Consider the following 15,675-nt stretch of genomic DNA (forward strand, 5'->3'; position numbering starts at 1 on the left):
TTGGATGGACTAGCCCGCTTCGCCGCGCGCGATGCGCTCCTGCTTGTCCGCCACGCTCTCCTGCGGGACGAAACTGTCCGAGGTCACGCCCAGCCAGACGAGGATAGGCGCAGCCGTATAGACCGAGCTATACGTACCCACGAACAAGCCGATAGTGATCGCGATCACCAGACCGAACAGGCTTTCCGGGCCAATAAACAGCAGTGGCAACAGCGCGACCAGCAGCGTCAGCGAAGTCATCACCGTACGCGCCAGTGTTTCGTTGACAGAGAGGTCCAGCAAGTCCGGCAGATGCATCTTGCGATACTTCTTCAGGTTCTCGCGTATCCGGTCATAGACCACGATCGTATCGTTCAAGGAGTAACCGATAATCGCAAGGATCGCGGCGATAATCTGCAGGCTAAACTCCCATTGGAATAGCGAGAACAGCCCTAGTGTAAGCGACACGTCGTGGAACAGCGCGAACAGCGCCCCAGCCCCGAACTGCCATTCGAACCGTATCCAGATATAGATCGCAACCGCCACCATCGCGGCGAGCAATGCGAACACAGCATCCTGGCGGAATTCGCCCGCAACCTTGCCAGACACGGTGTTGTTGCTGTCACGTCGTACGTCAGGATATTCAGCGACAATGGTTGCGATGACTTCGTCGCCAATCGCAGAGGCAGCGCCAGGTTGATCTTCGACACCTTCAGGCAACCGGACCCGGATCGAAACCTGGTTTGGCGCGCCAAATTCCTGCACTACAGGTGTGCCATAGCCCAGGCCGCTAACGAGCTCGCGCAGCGCGGGAATGGGCGCTTCCTCGCTTTGCGTGAATGTTGCGGTCACTTCCTGACCGCCGGCAAAGTCGACCCCATAATTGAGCCCTTGCGTATAGACCATCGCCCAGCTGGCAATCATCAGCACCAGGCTGACAATAAAGAACGGCCAGCGGAATTTCAGGAATTTGATATTTGTATCGTCCGGGACGAGTTTGAGCAGTTTCATGTCCAATTCCTCCCTTAGATATTCAAATCGCTTGGACGCGTTTTGCGCAGCCATCCGGCAACCCACATGCGGGTCAGGACGACGGCGGTAAAGACGCTGGTGAAAAGGCCGACGACCAGCACGACGGCAAATCCGCGAACCGGGCCGGAGCCGAACAGGAACAGCAAGACGCCGGCGATGAAGTTGGTGATGTTCGCATCGTAGATTGCGCGGCTCGCTTCTTTATAGCCGTTCTCGACTGCGGCAATCACGCGCCGCCCGCGTTTCCGCTCTTCGCGGATGCGTTCATTGATGAGCACGTTGGCATCGACCGCCGCACCGATAGTCAGCACGAAGCCCGCGATGCCCGGCAAGGTCAGCGTGGTGTTGAGGCCCGCCATTAAGCCAAGAATGATCAATACGTTAAAGAACAATGCGAAGGTCGCATAGACGCCGAAACGGCCATACGTCGCCACCATCAATGCGATAACAGCAACCGCGCCAATAAGCAGCGCCAGCATACCTTTGCGGATCGAGTCAGCGCCCAAGTCCGGACCGACTGTGCGCTCTTCGATAACCGTGAGGTCAACCGGCAGCGCACCCGAGTTCAACGAGATCGCCAGCTGGTTCGCCGTGTCAGCGGTAAAGCCGCCGCTGATTTGTGCGCTGCCCCCAAGGATCGGTTCGCGGAAGAATGGCGAGGAAATGACTTCGCCATCCAGAATGATCGCAAAGCGTTGCCCGACATTCTCCGTGCTCAGCAGCGCAAAACGTGCGCCGCCTTGCGGGTCGAATTGGATGTTGACCACGTCTTCATTGGTGTCCTGACTGATCCCTGCCTGCGCGTTGGTCAGGCTGTCGCCGCGAATGCCGCCCAATCGCTGGACCGCTTCGAATGTACCGGGAAAGTCCGACGTTTCAGAATATGGGAAAATCTCGCAACCAACCGGTGCAATTCCGGCCTGGACTTGCGTCGGCAAAGCATTGCGGCAGACGAGCTTGAACTCGAGCTTCGCGGTCTGGCCGAGCAAGTCCTTGAGCTGGTCCGGATCCTGAAGGCCAGGCACTTGCACCACGATACGCGTGTCGCCCTGACGGATAATCGTCGGCTCGCGGGTTCCCAACGCATCGATACGGCGACGAACCACTTCGGTCGCGCTGTCCATCGCATCCGTGACCGCTTGCTCAATGCCATCCTCGGTCGGTTTAAGCACCATACGCTGCCCGTCTTCGACATTGAGGTCCCACTGACGCGTCAGGCCATCGCCGTTGATTTGCGGCAGCAGAAGCTCACGCGCCCGGTCCAAATCCGCAACATCATCAAGCATGAAAGAGAGCTGGCCACCGGCTGTCGAGATATCGCCGATACGAATGCGGTCAGTCGCATTGCGCATAGTCGTGCGCACGGACTCTTCCATATTCTCCAGCCGCTGCTCAGCGACCTGGGCCGGATCAGCTTCAAGCAGGATGTGCGATCCGCCAGCCAAATCCAGACCGAGATTTACAGTCGGCTCCGGCAGTGCGTCAGGCCAGCTGACATTGGCTGCACTAAATAGCGAAGGCATCGCCGCTGCACATGCCAGCAGCGTCAGGCCCCACAGCCAAATCTTTTTCCAAGTGGGAAAGTCGAGCATGTCCGTGCGTCCGCCTAGTCCGGTTCTTTACTCTGTCCGAAGCCGGATCAGTCGTTTGCCGCGCTGCCGCCCGGCGGAATGATATCGCCGATGGTTGCTTTAACCGCTTTGACGCGGACACCTTGCGCAAGTTCAAGCTCGGCATAGTCATCATCAACCTTGGTCACTTTGCCGACGAGCCCACCAGCGGTCACGACCTTGTCTCCTTTCTTGAGGCCTGCGACTTTCGCCTGATGTTCCTTCTGCCGCTTCATTTGCGGGCGGATGATGAGGAACCAGAAAATCAGGATCATGCCGATGATCGGCAGCCAGCTAATCCAGGCAGGAGGCGCTTCAGCAGAGCCTGCAGCGGCGAGAAGTTCGAGCATTGGTTTTCGACCTATCGTCTATCAGAATAACACTTGAGAAAAGGTCGTCCCCATTGCGGCTATTACCGCCCCGGCTCCTTCCCCTTTTTCCGTAAGTGGGCGCGGTTAGCAGCATTGCAAGACGTCCGCAATTGAGACCGCGCTGACAGTGCGTCATTTTTGCACGCTTGCAAGGCCGCCAGCCCCGCCGTATAGGCCCGCGCTCCACTCGTCGGGACGTGGCGCAGTCTGGTAGCGCACTATACTGGGGGTGTAGGGGTCGCTGGTTCGAATCCAGTCGTCCCGACCAGTGGACTTCCCTCATCGCTCATCTTGCCCAGGCTGGCGCGCAGGCTTACTCCGCTCAGCCAAGAGAGGATTCTGCATGAGCGATAGCGGCCCCCTGCCCCATACTGACCTTCCTTCGATCGACCGCTTGCGGATGCGCAGCTGGCTGTTTGCGCCGGGCGACAGCGAGAAGAAGATGACCAAGGCGGCTGAAAGCGCAGCGGACATCGCGCTGCTCGACCTGGAAGATTCCGTTATGCCTGAAGCGAAGCCCGCCGCGCGCGAAGCGGTTGCGGCATTTCTTGGCGGTCGTCGCGGCGGGCAGCGGCTTTGGGTACGGATAAACCCGCTTAGCTCTGGCGAGACAGCAGCAGACTTGGACGCGATCATGCCTGCCCGCCCCGGCGGCGTGTTCCTGCCTAAGGCCGAAGGGCGCGAGGATGTGGTCGCGCTCGATGCCATGCTGACAGAATGCGAGATCGCAAATGATATCGAGGTCGGATTGACCAAGATCGCCGCACTGGTCACAGAGACACCGCTCGCGATGTTCCGCTGCGGCGACTATGCAGGCGAGTATCCTGGCTCGGAAAGGCTCGTGGCGATGAGCTGGGGGGCGGAAGACTTGTCGTCTGCTCTCGGCGCGCGAGTCCAGCATCGCTCAGACGGCAGCTATATGCCGACCTATGAGTTGGCGCGCAGCTTCTGCTTGCTGGGCGCGGTCGCGGCAGGTGCCGCTCCGATTGAAACAGTGATGCCGGAATTTCGCGATCTCGATGCGTTGAAAGACCGTGCGGAGATGGTGCGCGGTCAGGGCTTTACCGGCATGCTCGCCATCCACCCCGCGCAGATCGATGTAATCAACGCGGCTTTCACGCCGAGTTCGGAGGAAGTCGCAGCGGCACGTGCTGTGGTCCAGGCCTTCGCGGACAATCCGGGCAAAGGCACGATAGCGATTAATGGACAGATGTATGATTTGCCGCATTTAAAACTGGCGGAGCGTTTGCTTGCGGAAGCCGCCGAGTAGCGGCGGCAATATACGCGCCTCACACTGAATATGGTTCAAATGCTTTCCTACACTATCCTATTTGGATAACTCGCGCCTATCTCAACACGTCTAGGGGTCATCTCACGCCCATCTAGGCAATGATGGAGCGCATCTATGGCTATTCTCGAGACACTTATCGGACCGATCGCGGACCTTTTGGACAAGCTGATCCCCGATAAGGAAGCCCGCGCCAAGGCCAAGCTTGAGCTCATGCGGCTCGAAGGCACTCAGGAAATGGAACTGATCGAAGCGCGCTTGAAAGCCATTGTTGCTGAAGCGCAATCGACTGACCCCTGGACTAGTCGTGCCCGCCCCAGCTTCCTCTATGTCATGTATGTCATGATCCTGTGGGCATTGCCGATGGGCATTCTCGCGGCGTTCAATCCGTCCGCAGCAAAGGACATCGCAAACGGAATGAACGCCTATCTCAATGGCCTGCCGGAACCGCTCTACGCGCTGTTTGGCACAGGCTATCTCGGCTACACCGCCGCGCGGCAATGGGGCAAAGTCAAAGGCGTAGAGAAGTAACGCGCTTTACCGCGACAATTGTGTGAGCGCCGGTTCTACTCGAACCGCGTGCGACCAGCCCATCGTAACCATCACTCGCTCATCTTGCTCCATGAGTTCACGGACTATGTTGAGCATATGCTGATCACGAATATCATTCCCGTATTCGAACATCTCGCCGAGAAATCCGGGCGCGCCATAGACGCCGTTTAAGGCGCGCCAATCCTCGCCTGATGCAAGGTTTCGATCCCAAGCCGCGTCGAACTGCTCGAGACTTCCAATTACGCCCTGAATGCCGGACCTTCCCTTGCGATCTTCGATAATGGCAGACAGCGTTGCCTCCGCTTCAGCTGCGGAGTTTCCGCCTGGAAATGGACGCATCAACAGATAGATAGCGACCTGCTCTTCGCTGAACCTGTCCAGCAGCAACGCTACTTCATCATCGCGCTCAAGCTCCCAGATATAGGTCGTACTGCCCGATTGACGTGCCAACTGTACCAACGCTCCTGACTCTCCATATGTCTCGATTGGGTCCATAAACGGTACAAGAAGCGGGCCGGGACGTCCCTCCACCACAACGACAGTCGGATCAAACCGCGCAAATGCCTCTTCCAGCTCCGCAAATTGGGGGTGCGAGGGATCATTGGAATGCTCGGCCCCGAAGAAGAGCAAAGCGCCTCGATCAGCCTCAGTTTGAATAATGATCGGCAATGCAAATTCGCTGGCTCGCTCGCGATAGTCGCTCCAACTAAGCAGGGAGAATTCCTGCTTGGCAGAGTCCAGCGCATAGGGCTTGGCGATCCCATGGAAGGCGTAGCCAATATAGGCTGCAAGCGCTGCCAAAACAGCAAGAACCAATAGAGCCAATCTGCGCTTCATGAATTCCTCTCTTCCACAGCATGATTGTACACCGCTTTGGAGCCGGAACAATATTGGACGCCCGCCGGCTTTCGCGATCTGAATCAATGCCAATGATGTTGATTGGTTGCCTTTGCGAAGCGGAGTCTTTCGCCACCTTCAAGTAGGCCTACCATGCAACCTGAAATCCTCCTCGCGCGCCCACTTCTCCGCTATCAAAGCCGACGCCTACTCCAGCAGAAATAGCAGCGCGGTCGCTTACGCGCGCAGTCATTGCCATCGATCCCGCAGCAGCATTGTCGAAATAGCCGATCCCGCCGGATAGTGCGAAACTTGTCCCAGACGGAAGCGCAGGCGATTCCATCGAAAGCGCTAGCGCTACACCTTCATTCGCGCGCCGAATGGCCGAGCGGTTCTCCGCAGTCTCGCTGAAAAGCTCGTCGATTTGCGCCGTGTGCGATGCGCTCATGAATTGCAGCGATTTGATCGAGCTTTGCGCCGAGCTCATTTGCGCAGAGCTTGCCACCGGCATGAGGCCCAATGTTCCTTGGGCATCAGCCGTCACAACCTGAATCGGGCCCGATTGCGCAAGCGTGCTTGAATCGAGGCTCGCGACAACAACTTGACCCGCAGCAGTCGCGGTAGCGCCATTACCGATCGCGATCGAATTCTGACCTGAAGCAAAGCTGCCAGTGCCGATGGCTATCGCCCCTTCCCCCGTCGCTTCAGCGGCAGAACCCATGGCGATGGCTGCGGGCGCGCTTGCAAAGGCATTCCAGCCAACAGCCATGGAATCGGTGCCTTCAGCGTCTGCACCCGTTCCGATGGCAGTGCTTCTCTCTGCGAGAGCGGCAGACAAGTTTCCGATTGCAAGCGCCCATCTGTCAGTCGCAAGGGCGCTGTTGCCAACCGCCAAACTGTCGACGCCGCTTGCTTCTGAATTGTTGCCAACTGCCTGAGCCCAGTCGCCCGTCGCGATTGCTCCCTCTCCGCAGGCGAGAGTGTCTGTGCCAGAGGTGGTAGCGCCGGCGGTCGAACGGCTTGCCGCTTCATCCTCAAGCACACATTCGCCTGCACGTGCGACGCCGGGTATTGTGGTAGAAGCGAGCGCGGCGGCAAGCGCCATTGCCGCGAGGATCTCAGCTGACTTTTTGGACAACGGATTGTGAGATTTGATTTCTAGCTTTTTCATGCGGCATCCGGTGGCGAAAGACTGACAAGTTTGAACTCGCAGACCTACCGAGCTGCTCATGCTATCAGCTCAATTGCGAGCTAGGTTTGGCCCCAGACACTTCGGGAAGTCGTAAGTAACCATTATTGCGCGAGCGCATTGCTTTGGACTTCTCTTCGCGCAGACTTGGCGCTACCCACCCCGCATGGATGAGACCACAAACACTGTTTACGTCCTCAACGGCCCCAACCTCAATTTGCTCGGGCTTCGCGAGCCGGAGATCTATGGCTCCGACACGCTCGACAGCATTGCAGGCATGCTGGAGGACCGTGCCCGCGATCACGATCTCGAGATCGACATGCGCCAGACCAATCATGAAGGCATGCTGGTCGACTGGCTGCACGAGGCGATGGCAAACAAGGCTCGTGCGGTTCTGCTCAATGCGGGTGCGTACACGCATACATCAATCGCTCTGCTTGATGCCATTCGCGCGATAACCATTCCGGTTATCGAAGTGCACTTGTCTGATCCAAAATCGCGAGAAGACTTTCGTCATCGCTCCTATGTTGGCATGGCCGCGGCCAAGACCGTCGAAGGACACGGCGCGAAAAGCTATCTCATTGCATTGGATGCCGTAGCGGCGGGCGAAGTCTAAAACTCACATTTTATCGCCCTTGCCCCTTGCCAGCCACAATTCGCGCGAATAGTCAGCGCCGCAATGACAGGTTTGAGGGGCATACATGGCCGAACGAAAATCTTCCGCTGGTCGCAAAACCGGTATGAATGTTGACACAAAGCTCGTCCGCGAGCTCGCAGAACTGCTCGGTGAAACGGGCCTCACAGAAATCGAAGTCGAAGACGGCGATCGCAAGATCAAAGTCTCGCGTGGTGGCGGTGTCGCTGTTGCAGCGCCTGCGCCTGTAGCGGCCGCGCCTGCTGCACCAGCCGCAGCGCCAACACCCGCTCCTGCCCCGGCAGCCGAGGATACAGGATCGGCAGAAGCGCCAGCGGGAGCGATCCTCTCGCCCATGGTCGGCACTGTCTATCTCGCACCGGAGCCAGGCGCTGACAATTTCGTGCAGATCGGCGACAGCGTGAAAGAAGGCGACACGCTGCTGATCGTGGAAGCGATGAAGGTCATGAACCCGATCACCGCCGATAAATCCGGCAAGGTCACTGCGATCCTGGTCGAGAACGCGCAGCCGGTTGAGTTCGACCAGCCGCTCGTCGCCATCGGCTAAGGGCGAGCGAGCACATGCCGATTACCCGTATCCTGATTGCCAATCGCGGCGAGATCGCTTTGCGCATCCATCGTGCAGCGCATGAAATGGGCATTGAGACCGTCGCGGTTCACTCGACCGCTGACTCTGACGCAATGCATGTGCGGCTGGCGGACCACGCGGTCTGCATTGGTCCGCCACCTGCTACCGATAGCTATCTCAATGTCGCGAACATTATCTCAGCGGCCGAAGTCGCGCATTGCGATGCGATCCATCCCGGATATGGCTTCCTTTCGGAGAACGCGAAGTTTGCTGAAATCGTCGAAGCGCATGACATTGCCTGGATAGGGCCGAAGCCCGAGCATATCCGCACGATGGGCGACAAAGTCGCGGCCAAGCAAACTGCCGGCGAGCTGGGCTTGCCGCTCGTGCCTGGTTCGGACGGCGCAGTTTCCGATCCTGAGGAAGCGAAAAAGATCGCCGCGGAAATCGGCTATCCGGTGATCATCAAGGCTGCCAGCGGCGGCGGCGGTCGCGGGATGAAAGTCTGCGAAAGCGAAGACAAGCTCGAAAGCCTGATGAAACAGGCGGGCAGCGAAGCGAAGGCCGCTTTCGGCGACGACACGGTCTATATCGAGAAATATCTCGGCAATCCGCGCCACATCGAGTTTCAGGTGTTTGGCGACGGCAAAGGTAATGCGATACATCTTGGCGAGCGCGATTGCTCGCTTCAGCGCCGCCACCAGAAGGTGCTCGAAGAAGCGCCCTCGCCCGTCATTAGCGATGACGAGCGCATGCGCATGGGCGAGGTTTGCTCCAAGGCGATGCGCGACATGGGCTATCGCGGCGCAGGCACTATCGAGTTCCTGTGGGAAGATGGCGAGTTCTACTTCATTGAGATGAACACCCGCCTGCAGGTCGAGCATCCTGTCACAGAAGCGATCACCGGCGTTGACCTGGTGCGCGAGCAGATCCGTGTTGCTGATGGCAAGCCGCTCTCGGTTGCGCAGGAAGACCTGGAATTTACCGGCCATGCGATCGAGTGCCGGATCAATGCCGAAGACCCGTTCACCTTTGCGCCGTCCCCTGGCAAAGTGAGCTATTACCACCCGGCTGGCGGAATGCATGTGCGCGTCGATAGCGGGCTTTACGCAGGGTATTCGATCCCGCCTTACTACGACAGCATGATTGCAAAGCTGATCGTCTATGGCCGCAACCGCGAAGGCTGCATCATGCGGCTGCGCCGTGCCCTAGAAGAGATGGTCGTCGAAGGCGTGAAGACCAACATTCCTCTGCATCAGGAATTGCTGCGGCAGGGTGATATCCTGTCCGGCGACTATTCAATCAAATGGCTGGAAGAATGGCTCGCGGCGCGCGACTGAGCCGTATTCCTGACTGTCTTGCCTTGCCGATCAAGGCCATCAGCTGCGACGCAATGATTTAAATACGCCCCACTCAGACGAGGGTTAGCGCAACAAAACTGCCTAACCCACTGTTTTATAAGTGCACCGTCAGTGTTGCATAGACAACACACCTATTCCTCGATTGTTGCGGGGGAGGCACGATTTACTCCTCGTTTACCAAAAAATGCGCAACACATTGCTCCCCCAATCCTTTCGCAGGGAGACTGATAATGAAAAACGGGAAAATCTCGAAGAATTCGCGCACGCGCCTCGCTTTGCTGAGCACTTGCGCGCCCATGCTTCTCGCAACACCTGCCTTCGCGCAGGACGCTGAAGCTGAAGAAGACACAGCTTCCGGCAACGTCATCGTGGTGACCGCGACAAAGCGCGACTCCACTATTCAGGACGTGCCGTTCTCCATCAACGCACAGACCGCTGAAGACATTCAGCGCTCAGGCGCAACGAGCCTCGAGGACCTCTCGCGTAACGTCGCGGGTCTTTCGATCCAGAACCTCGGTCCTGGCCAGAGCCAGGTCTCTGTCCGCGGCGTTTCAGCTGGCCAGGTCGTGCGCGACCAACCGGGTGTGAAAGAGCAGGTCGGCGTCTATCTCGACGAATCCGTGATTTCGCTTTCGCTGTTCACACCAGATCTCGACCTGTTTGACCTCAATCGCGTGGAAACCCTGCGCGGCCCGCAAGGTACGCTGTTTGGCTCCGGTTCTGTTGGCGGTACGATCCGCTACATCACCAACCAGCCGGTTATGGGCGTTTATGAAGGCCAGGTTGAAGGCAACCTCAATCTGGTTGATGGCGACGACCTTGGCTATCACCTGAAAGGCGCAGTGAACATTCCAGTGGGTGACACTGTCGCAGTTCGCGCAGTTGGCTACTACACCGAATATGGCGGGTTTATCGACGCTGTGGGCCCTGCCGGCGGCGATGACGTAAATGGCGGCGAACGTTATGGCGGCCGTTTGGCGGTCAAGTTTGATGCCGGCAACGGCTTTAGCCTTACCCCGCGTATCATCTATCAGAAGATCAAGGCCGACGGCTTCAATCGTCAGGAATTCTTCAACCTCTATTCGAACGAGTTCACAGATCCAGCGTTCACTTTCGACGAGCGCGAGCAGTATCTGCTGCTGCGCGAAGCTTTCGAAGATGAAACGCTGATCGCTGATCTAGTCGCAGAGGTCGAGTTCGGCGGTGTGACGCTGACATCTGTCACGTCTTACACCAATCGCGACATCCTCGTGAGCCGCGATGCCAGCGCGCTGTCCGGTTCTGTGTCGGTTGACCTCGGCTTCCCTGATGCCGGTGTGAACCTACCATCGAACCTGCGCGACACGACTGATCTTGAATCCTGGACTCAGGAATTGCGTCTGTCGTCGAACGATGATGGACCACTGCAATGGGTTATCGGCGGTTTCTATTCCGACACCGATCGCTTTTATCGCCAGCGCTTGCCCACTCCGGGCTACGATGCGTTCGTGAACGATTTCTTCGCGGCACAATGTGCAGCGGACGATCCTGGCACGCCTGAGAATGAAACGGATGGCTGCGCAGACCCTGCAACGCTGACACCGGTCACTGCGGCAGACATTGCCAACGGCTTCCCGGCAGATTCTCCGTTCAACTCCGACCTGCCCTATAATATCGAGCAGATCGCGGTATTCGGTGAAGCGACCTATGCGTTCAATGATCGTCTGGATGTCACTGTCGGCGCGCGTTATTACGACTTTGACGAAACGCGCACCATCACCACGGGCGGCCTGTTCGCCAACGGTGACACCGGTCAGGTCGACGAGACTAGCTCTGACGGCTTCAGCCCGCGCGTTCTCGTAAGCTATGACGCGTCGGACAACATCACTGTCAATGCGCAGGTCTCCAAAGGCTTCCGTCTGGGCGGCGTGAACGATCCGCTGAACGTCCCGCTCTGCTCTGCAGAAGACGAAGCGCTGTTCGGCGGCTTCCAGTCCTATAATGATGAAACGCTATGGAACTACGAGATCGGCGCAAAGGCGACCGGCAACGGTTTCTATGCCAACGTCGCTGGTTTCTACAACGACATCAACAATTTGCAGGTTACGCTGGACGCAGGCAGCTGCTCTTCGCGTATCGTGTTTAACGTTGAAGAAGCGCACACCATCGGTGTCGAAGCGGAATTTGGCTTCTCACCGCTGGACGGACTGGACCTCGTCTTCTCCGGCAGTGCGATTGAAGCCGAGTTCGACACAACCCTGCCAGATCCGCTGGCTGGTGCGACAGGTATCCGCGAAGGCAACCGCCTTCCGTCCGTACCGCAGCTCCAGTTCTCGGCATCTGGCAGCTATGAGTGGCCCGTGTCTGACACGGCTGACGCGTACATCTCGGCAAGCTACTCGCATGTCGGCAACCGCTTCACACAGCCGGCTGACCAGGAAGACAACCCGCGTACCTTCGCGCACGGCCTGCCATTCAACGGCATGGACGGCAGCGAGGAAACAACGGTGGACCTGCTTCTGCCGTCCTATGACCTTGTGAACATCAGCGCAGGGATCGACTTCGACAGCGGGCTGAGCTTCGTGCTCTATGCGAACAACGTGTTCGACGAGAACGCATTGCTGAGCTTCGACCGTGAGCGTGGTGGCCGTGCTCGCCTGGGTTACCGGGTGAACCAGCCGCGCACTTACGGCCTGACCGTGCGTCAGAGCTTCTGATTGGCTGAATAAGGCAATTCAGACTTGAAAAATGAAAGGGCGGGCCTTCGGGTCCGCCCTTTTCGTTTCGGGTGGAACTCGTATTTGGACCGGGCTGGACGAAGCAACCACCTGCCGCCAAGATGAGCTCGCTATGCAAACTCTTAAATTTCACCATGTCGGAATTCCGACAGACCGAAAACTCCCCGACGAAGACTACAGTCCCACACTAGAGATTCACGGAAGCGGATACTTCGACACGCCTTACGGCGTGGAATGGCACAATTTCGATCCTGACAACGAACTGCCTGATGTCATCAAGTCCATGCCGCATGTCGCGTTTGAAGTGGATGATATTGAAGCGGCTGTCGAAGACAAGGAAATCGTCTTCGGGCCTACCAGCCTGGTCGAAGACGTGGTCGTTGCATTCATCATGGACGGAGGCGCATTGATCGAATTTCTTCAGTTCAATCGACCAGAACAGGAAATTTGGCCACACCCGACCAAGTTTCAAATCTGATTCGGTTCACCCTCTGACTTGACCGGGTCCTACTCTAGCGGCACACCCGGCTCGTGCTTGGCGGTGCGGATTGTAAGCGAAGTCTTAACGCTCGCCACATTGGGTGCTGGCGTAAGTTTGCTGGTCAGGAACTCCTGGAAGCTCTGCAAGTCGCGGCTTACGATCTTCAGGATGAAGTCGATCTCGCCATTGAGCATGTGCACTTCACGCACTTCCGCAAGCTCGCGCATGGCTTCTTCAAACTCGCGCAATGCCCCTTCTGCCTGGCTCTTCAAGCTCACCATTGCGAATACCGTGATCGCAAAGCCAAGCTTGGAGGCGTCGAGATCAGCATGGTAGCCACGGATCACGCCGTCATCTTCCAGACTGCGCACACGGCGCAGGCATGGCGGCGCTGTGAGACCGACCCGCTGCGCAAGCTCCACATTGGTCACTCGGCCTTCCTCTTGCAGTTCGGCGAGCAATTTCCGGTCAATCTCATCCAGGTTGGCCATGATCCTGTCCCATTCAACGCGCTGCAGTGAAGCTGCAAGACCGCGAAACTTTCCTCTTACTATCCTACCCTTGAGGATAATTTTATTGTTTCTGCCAGCAATTGTCCCGCTTTGCAACGCGCTGGGAACGCAAGCTGAGCACAACGGTAGAAACTGGTAAGCCCACGCCTTGGCGAACGCGCGCGCATACGACATGGTGCTGCGTATCGCGCCATGTGCCGGAGATGCGATGTTTTTCGATGACCGCCTTGCCACTGTGCTGCGCCACCGCGCTGCGGGCGAGAATGCGGCGCGCACGCAGTTCCGGCAATTGCTCGATTTGCTGGGCAATCGCAAATATGGCCGCGACGAAGCGCTGATTGCTGCCGCATGGTTGCGGCTGGCGGCACTTGCAGAGCAGATCAAACCGGCAGAGCGAGTGCGGATCATCAGCGAGCCGGGTTGGCGGTTCCGTTCGCCTGAGCTTGCCGCGCATCTGGCTGAGGACGAACCGGAAGTCGCTGCAGCGGCGCTCGCAAGGGCTGACCTGGAAGAGAATGATTGGGAAGACCTGATCCCACGCTTGCCGATCCGCGCCCGCGGTTTCCTGCGGCTGCGCAAGGACTTGCCTGAGCGCGCTGAGGCCATTCTCGATGCGCTGGGCGTGTCAGATCGCGGCTTGCCTTTGCCTGCCGAAATGGCGGACGCAAACTCGCCTGAAGATGAGCCTGATGAGGCGGAGCCTGCGGAGACTATCGATCCCGTCGCTGAGGAGCATGAAGAGCCTTCGCGCGTCATCAATCTCGATGACTACCTGATCCTGCGCGAAGATCAGGCGATCACTGAAGACGAAGGGTCCGGGCAGCTTCCGACCACAGAAGCCACTGAACCGGTAAAGGAACTCCAACCGAAACAGGACAAACAGCCAAGCGAAATCGCCGCGCTTGTTGATCGCATCAACCGCTTCCAGCGCGAGCGCAGCGGCGAATTTGAAGATCCTGATTTGTCACCGCGCTTGCCGCTCGATGATCTGGCCGAGCCGGATGACGCGCTGATCGCAGGCTTCGGCTTTGCGACTGATGCAGTGGGACGGATCGAATGGGCGGAAGCTATCGCTGCGCCCATGGTGATCGGCAAACGTCTGATCCGCCAACGCCAGCTTGGCGCGCCGCTTGCGACCGATCCGCTATCGCGTGCGTTCTCTGCCCGCCAGCCGATTGAAACTGTTGCAACTTCGCTGGAAGGTGCGCCCGCGATCACCGGCGACTGGATAGTCGATGCAGAGCCGCGCTTCTCCCGCGTAGGCGGACGTTTCGAAGGCTATGTGGGACGCTTCCGCAGGCCAGCCGATGACAGTGCTACCAATCCGGCCGTCCGCGAAGGGGAGCGCGTGCGGCAATTGCTGCATGAGCTGCGCACGCCAGTGAACGCGCTTCAGGGTTTTGCCGAGGTCATCCAGCAGCAATTGTTCGGCCCCGCCCCGCATGAGTATCGCGCACTCGCAGCAAACATTGCCGGTGATGCGGCACGCATTCTGTCCGGCTTTGACGAGCTGGAACGCCTCGCACGGCTGGAAAGTGGCGCACAGGACATACTCAGCGGAACTTGCGATCTCGCCTCGCTCATCGCGCGCATGACGACCCAGCTACAGCCAGTGCTTGCTCCACGCATGGCGGGGATCGAAACTGCGCCTGATTTTCCTGCCAGTCTCGATGTTGCTGTGCACAAGGACGAAGCCGAAGCGCTGGTCTGGCGTATCCTCGCGACATTGTCCGGCATTGCAGGTGCAGGCGAAACACTGAAGCTGCGCTTGAACTATGCCGCAGGCCAAGCGGTCTTTACTTGCGACTTGCCTGATCGCTTGAAACGAGAAGAAGATTTGCTCGCTTCGCAGATCAATCCCGGCGCGAAGGGGCCGCGTGCCGGTTTGTTTGGCGCGGGCTTCAGCCTGCGTTTGGCTTCGGCAGAAGCTGTTGCAGCGCGCGGAGAATTGCGCCGCGAAGACGCTCAATTGAAACTTGTCCTGCCTCTGGCTGCTCGCGAAGGCGGCGGCGGTGATCAACCGGCAGCCATGCGCGGCACCGGGTCCGATGAAAGCGAGGAAAGCGAGCCTGTCCGCGAAGCTGCAAACGGGCGTTAGCGCCCGGCATAAGGCCTAGACCTCGCAATTGCACTTTTTTGCTAATTTTGGCTGTTTGAACGCTTGTATACTTGGCGCGCCCATTGTAGGGGCCGCTTCCGCATTGCATCGCATGAGGCAGTGGGCGGGCCTGTAGCTCAGTTGGTTAGAGCTGGCCGCTCATAACGGCTAGGTCGCGGGTTCGAGTCCTGCCGGGCCCACCAACCACGCGCAGCGCAGTGCACTGAAATCTGTCGGGGAGTGGCGCAGCCTGGTAGCGCACCTGTTTTGGGTACAGGGGGTCGCTGGTTCGAATCCAGTCTCCCCGACCAGATTTCACCGCGGGGAAACACCGCTTTTCACACGATCGATGGATACATGATCGCAGGCCGTGATCGACCTGTGTATCCGCCATGTATCCAGAGGATCCTCCACTTAGTGTCTCG

The 15,675-nt window shown here is 58.2% G+C and carries 14 protein-coding genes and 3 tRNA genes; 11 read left to right on the top strand and 6 right to left on the bottom strand.

The window, feature by feature from the left end; all coding sequences use genetic code 11:
- Window positions 1–9: 9 nt before the first annotated feature.
- The 3 genes from secF to yajC are packed head-to-tail and all read right to left on the bottom strand — an operon-like array spanning window position 10 to window position 2,971.
- On the bottom strand, window positions 10–990 hold the full coding sequence (gene secF, locus HUO12_RS05990) for a protein translocase subunit SecF (protein WP_176272721.1): 981 nt from the start codon (window positions 988–990) through the stop codon (window positions 10–12).
- 14 nt (window positions 991–1,004) lie between these two features.
- Window positions 1,005–2,603 (bottom strand): protein translocase subunit SecD, encoded by a 1,599-nt coding sequence (gene secD / locus HUO12_RS05995; protein ID WP_176272722.1) that lies wholly within the window; start codon window positions 2,601–2,603, stop codon window positions 1,005–1,007.
- 47 nt (window positions 2,604–2,650) lie between these two features.
- Window positions 2,651–2,971, bottom strand: coding sequence for a preprotein translocase subunit YajC (gene yajC, locus HUO12_RS06000; protein WP_176272723.1), 321 nt, complete (start codon window positions 2,969–2,971; stop codon window positions 2,651–2,653).
- Between the two features lie 212 nt (window positions 2,972–3,183).
- Between yajC and HUO12_RS06005 the strand changes: the two genes are divergently transcribed.
- From HUO12_RS06005 to HUO12_RS06015, 3 genes are all read left to right on the top strand, one after another.
- Window positions 3,184–3,260: transfer RNA gene (locus HUO12_RS06005), tRNA-Pro, on the top strand.
- 75 nt (window positions 3,261–3,335) lie between these two features.
- Window positions 3,336–4,262 (top strand): HpcH/HpaI aldolase/citrate lyase family protein, encoded by a 927-nt coding sequence (locus HUO12_RS06010; RefSeq protein ID WP_232367318.1) that lies wholly within the window; start codon window positions 3,336–3,338, stop codon window positions 4,260–4,262.
- 135 nt (window positions 4,263–4,397) lie between these two features.
- Entirely contained in the window at window positions 4,398–4,811 is a 414-nt protein-coding gene (locus tag HUO12_RS06015) for a holin family protein (protein ID WP_176272724.1), read from the top strand.
- A gap of 6 nt (window positions 4,812–4,817) precedes the next feature.
- Here HUO12_RS06015 and HUO12_RS06020 read toward each other — a convergent pair whose 3' ends face one another.
- Window positions 4,818–5,669: a hypothetical protein gene (locus tag HUO12_RS06020; protein ID WP_176272725.1), complete on the bottom strand. Its 852-nt coding sequence runs from the start codon at window positions 5,667–5,669 to the stop codon at window positions 4,818–4,820.
- 148 nt (window positions 5,670–5,817) lie between these two features.
- Window positions 5,818–6,840 (bottom strand): YadA-like family protein, encoded by a 1,023-nt coding sequence (locus HUO12_RS06025; protein WP_176272726.1) that lies wholly within the window; start codon window positions 6,838–6,840, stop codon window positions 5,818–5,820.
- Between the two features lie 184 nt (window positions 6,841–7,024).
- Between HUO12_RS06025 and HUO12_RS06030 the strand changes: the two genes are divergently transcribed.
- The 5 genes from HUO12_RS06030 to HUO12_RS06050 all read left to right on the top strand — a co-directional run bounded on the left by HUO12_RS06030 (window position 7,025) and on the right by HUO12_RS06050 (window position 12,637).
- A complete protein-coding gene (locus tag HUO12_RS06030) occupies window positions 7,025–7,474 on the top strand; it encodes a type II 3-dehydroquinate dehydratase (protein ID WP_176272727.1) in 450 nt (149 codons plus the stop codon).
- 124 nt (window positions 7,475–7,598) lie between these two features.
- Entirely contained in the window at window positions 7,599–8,060 is a 462-nt protein-coding gene (gene accB / locus HUO12_RS06035) for an acetyl-CoA carboxylase biotin carboxyl carrier protein (RefSeq protein WP_176274314.1), read from the top strand.
- A 14-nt stretch (window positions 8,061–8,074) separates the two neighbouring features.
- On the top strand, window positions 8,075–9,421 hold the full coding sequence (gene accC / locus HUO12_RS06040) for an acetyl-CoA carboxylase biotin carboxylase subunit (RefSeq protein WP_176272728.1): 1,347 nt from the start codon (window positions 8,075–8,077) through the stop codon (window positions 9,419–9,421).
- Between the two features lie 251 nt (window positions 9,422–9,672).
- On the top strand, window positions 9,673–12,138 hold the full coding sequence (locus HUO12_RS06045; protein WP_176272729.1) for a TonB-dependent receptor: 2,466 nt from the start codon (window positions 9,673–9,675) through the stop codon (window positions 12,136–12,138).
- Window positions 12,139–12,271: 133 nt separating this feature from the next.
- The gene (locus tag HUO12_RS06050) at window positions 12,272–12,637 is read left to right on the top strand and encodes a VOC family protein (RefSeq protein ID WP_176272730.1); all 366 of its coding nucleotides are present in this window, start codon (window positions 12,272–12,274) and stop codon (window positions 12,635–12,637) included.
- A 29-nt stretch (window positions 12,638–12,666) separates the two neighbouring features.
- On the opposite strand, the gene HUO12_RS06055 is transcribed toward HUO12_RS06050, so the two are convergent.
- Window positions 12,667–13,131 (bottom strand): Lrp/AsnC family transcriptional regulator, encoded by a 465-nt coding sequence (locus HUO12_RS06055; RefSeq protein WP_176272731.1) that lies wholly within the window; start codon window positions 13,129–13,131, stop codon window positions 12,667–12,669.
- A gap of 169 nt (window positions 13,132–13,300) precedes the next feature.
- On the opposite strand from HUO12_RS06055, the gene HUO12_RS06060 reads away from it, so the two are divergent.
- The 3 genes from HUO12_RS06060 (at window position 13,301) to HUO12_RS06070 (ending at window position 15,561) form a co-directional block, all read left to right on the top strand.
- A complete protein-coding gene (locus tag HUO12_RS06060) occupies window positions 13,301–15,250 on the top strand; it encodes a sensor histidine kinase (protein WP_232367319.1) in 1,950 nt (649 codons plus the stop codon).
- Between the two features lie 126 nt (window positions 15,251–15,376).
- A tRNA-Ile gene (locus HUO12_RS06065) sits at window positions 15,377–15,453 on the top strand.
- A gap of 31 nt (window positions 15,454–15,484) precedes the next feature.
- Window positions 15,485–15,561: transfer RNA gene (locus HUO12_RS06070), tRNA-Pro, on the top strand.
- The last annotated feature ends 114 nt before the right edge of the window (window positions 15,562–15,675 follow it).

This window comes from Altererythrobacter lutimaris (assembly GCF_013371495.1).
Classification (GTDB): domain Bacteria; phylum Pseudomonadota; class Alphaproteobacteria; order Sphingomonadales; family Sphingomonadaceae; genus Erythrobacter; species Erythrobacter lutimaris_A.

Bases quoted from the DNA above. Each gene is read 5' to 3' on its own strand.
- HUO12_RS06045 (WP_176272729.1), top strand. From the start codon at position 9,673: ATGAAAAACGGGAAAATCTCGAAGAATTCGCGCACGCGCCTCGCTTTG.
- HUO12_RS06050 (WP_176272730.1), top strand. From the start codon at position 12,272: ATGCAAACTCTTAAATTTCACCATGTCGGAATTCCGACAGACCGAAAA.
- yajC (WP_176272723.1), bottom strand. From the start codon at position 2,971: ATGCTCGAACTTCTCGCCGCTGCAGGCTCTGCTGAAGCGCCTCCTGCC.
- accC (WP_176272728.1), top strand. From the start codon at position 8,075: ATGCCGATTACCCGTATCCTGATTGCCAATCGCGGCGAGATCGCTTTG.
- accB (WP_176274314.1), top strand. From the start codon at position 7,599: ATGAATGTTGACACAAAGCTCGTCCGCGAGCTCGCAGAACTGCTCGGT.
- HUO12_RS06055 (WP_176272731.1), bottom strand. From the start codon at position 13,131: ATGGCCAACCTGGATGAGATTGACCGGAAATTGCTCGCCGAACTGCAA.
- secF (WP_176272721.1), bottom strand. From the start codon at position 990: ATGAAACTGCTCAAACTCGTCCCGGACGATACAAATATCAAATTCCTG.
- HUO12_RS06015 (WP_176272724.1), top strand. From the start codon at position 4,398: ATGGCTATTCTCGAGACACTTATCGGACCGATCGCGGACCTTTTGGAC.
- secD (WP_176272722.1), bottom strand. From the start codon at position 2,603: ATGCTCGACTTTCCCACTTGGAAAAAGATTTGGCTGTGGGGCCTGACG.
- HUO12_RS06030 (WP_176272727.1), top strand. From the start codon at position 7,025: ATGGATGAGACCACAAACACTGTTTACGTCCTCAACGGCCCCAACCTC.
- HUO12_RS06020 (WP_176272725.1), bottom strand. From the start codon at position 5,669: ATGAAGCGCAGATTGGCTCTATTGGTTCTTGCTGTTTTGGCAGCGCTT.
- HUO12_RS06010 (WP_232367318.1), top strand. From the start codon at position 3,336: ATGAGCGATAGCGGCCCCCTGCCCCATACTGACCTTCCTTCGATCGAC.
- HUO12_RS06025 (WP_176272726.1), bottom strand. From the start codon at position 6,840: ATGAAAAAGCTAGAAATCAAATCTCACAATCCGTTGTCCAAAAAGTCA.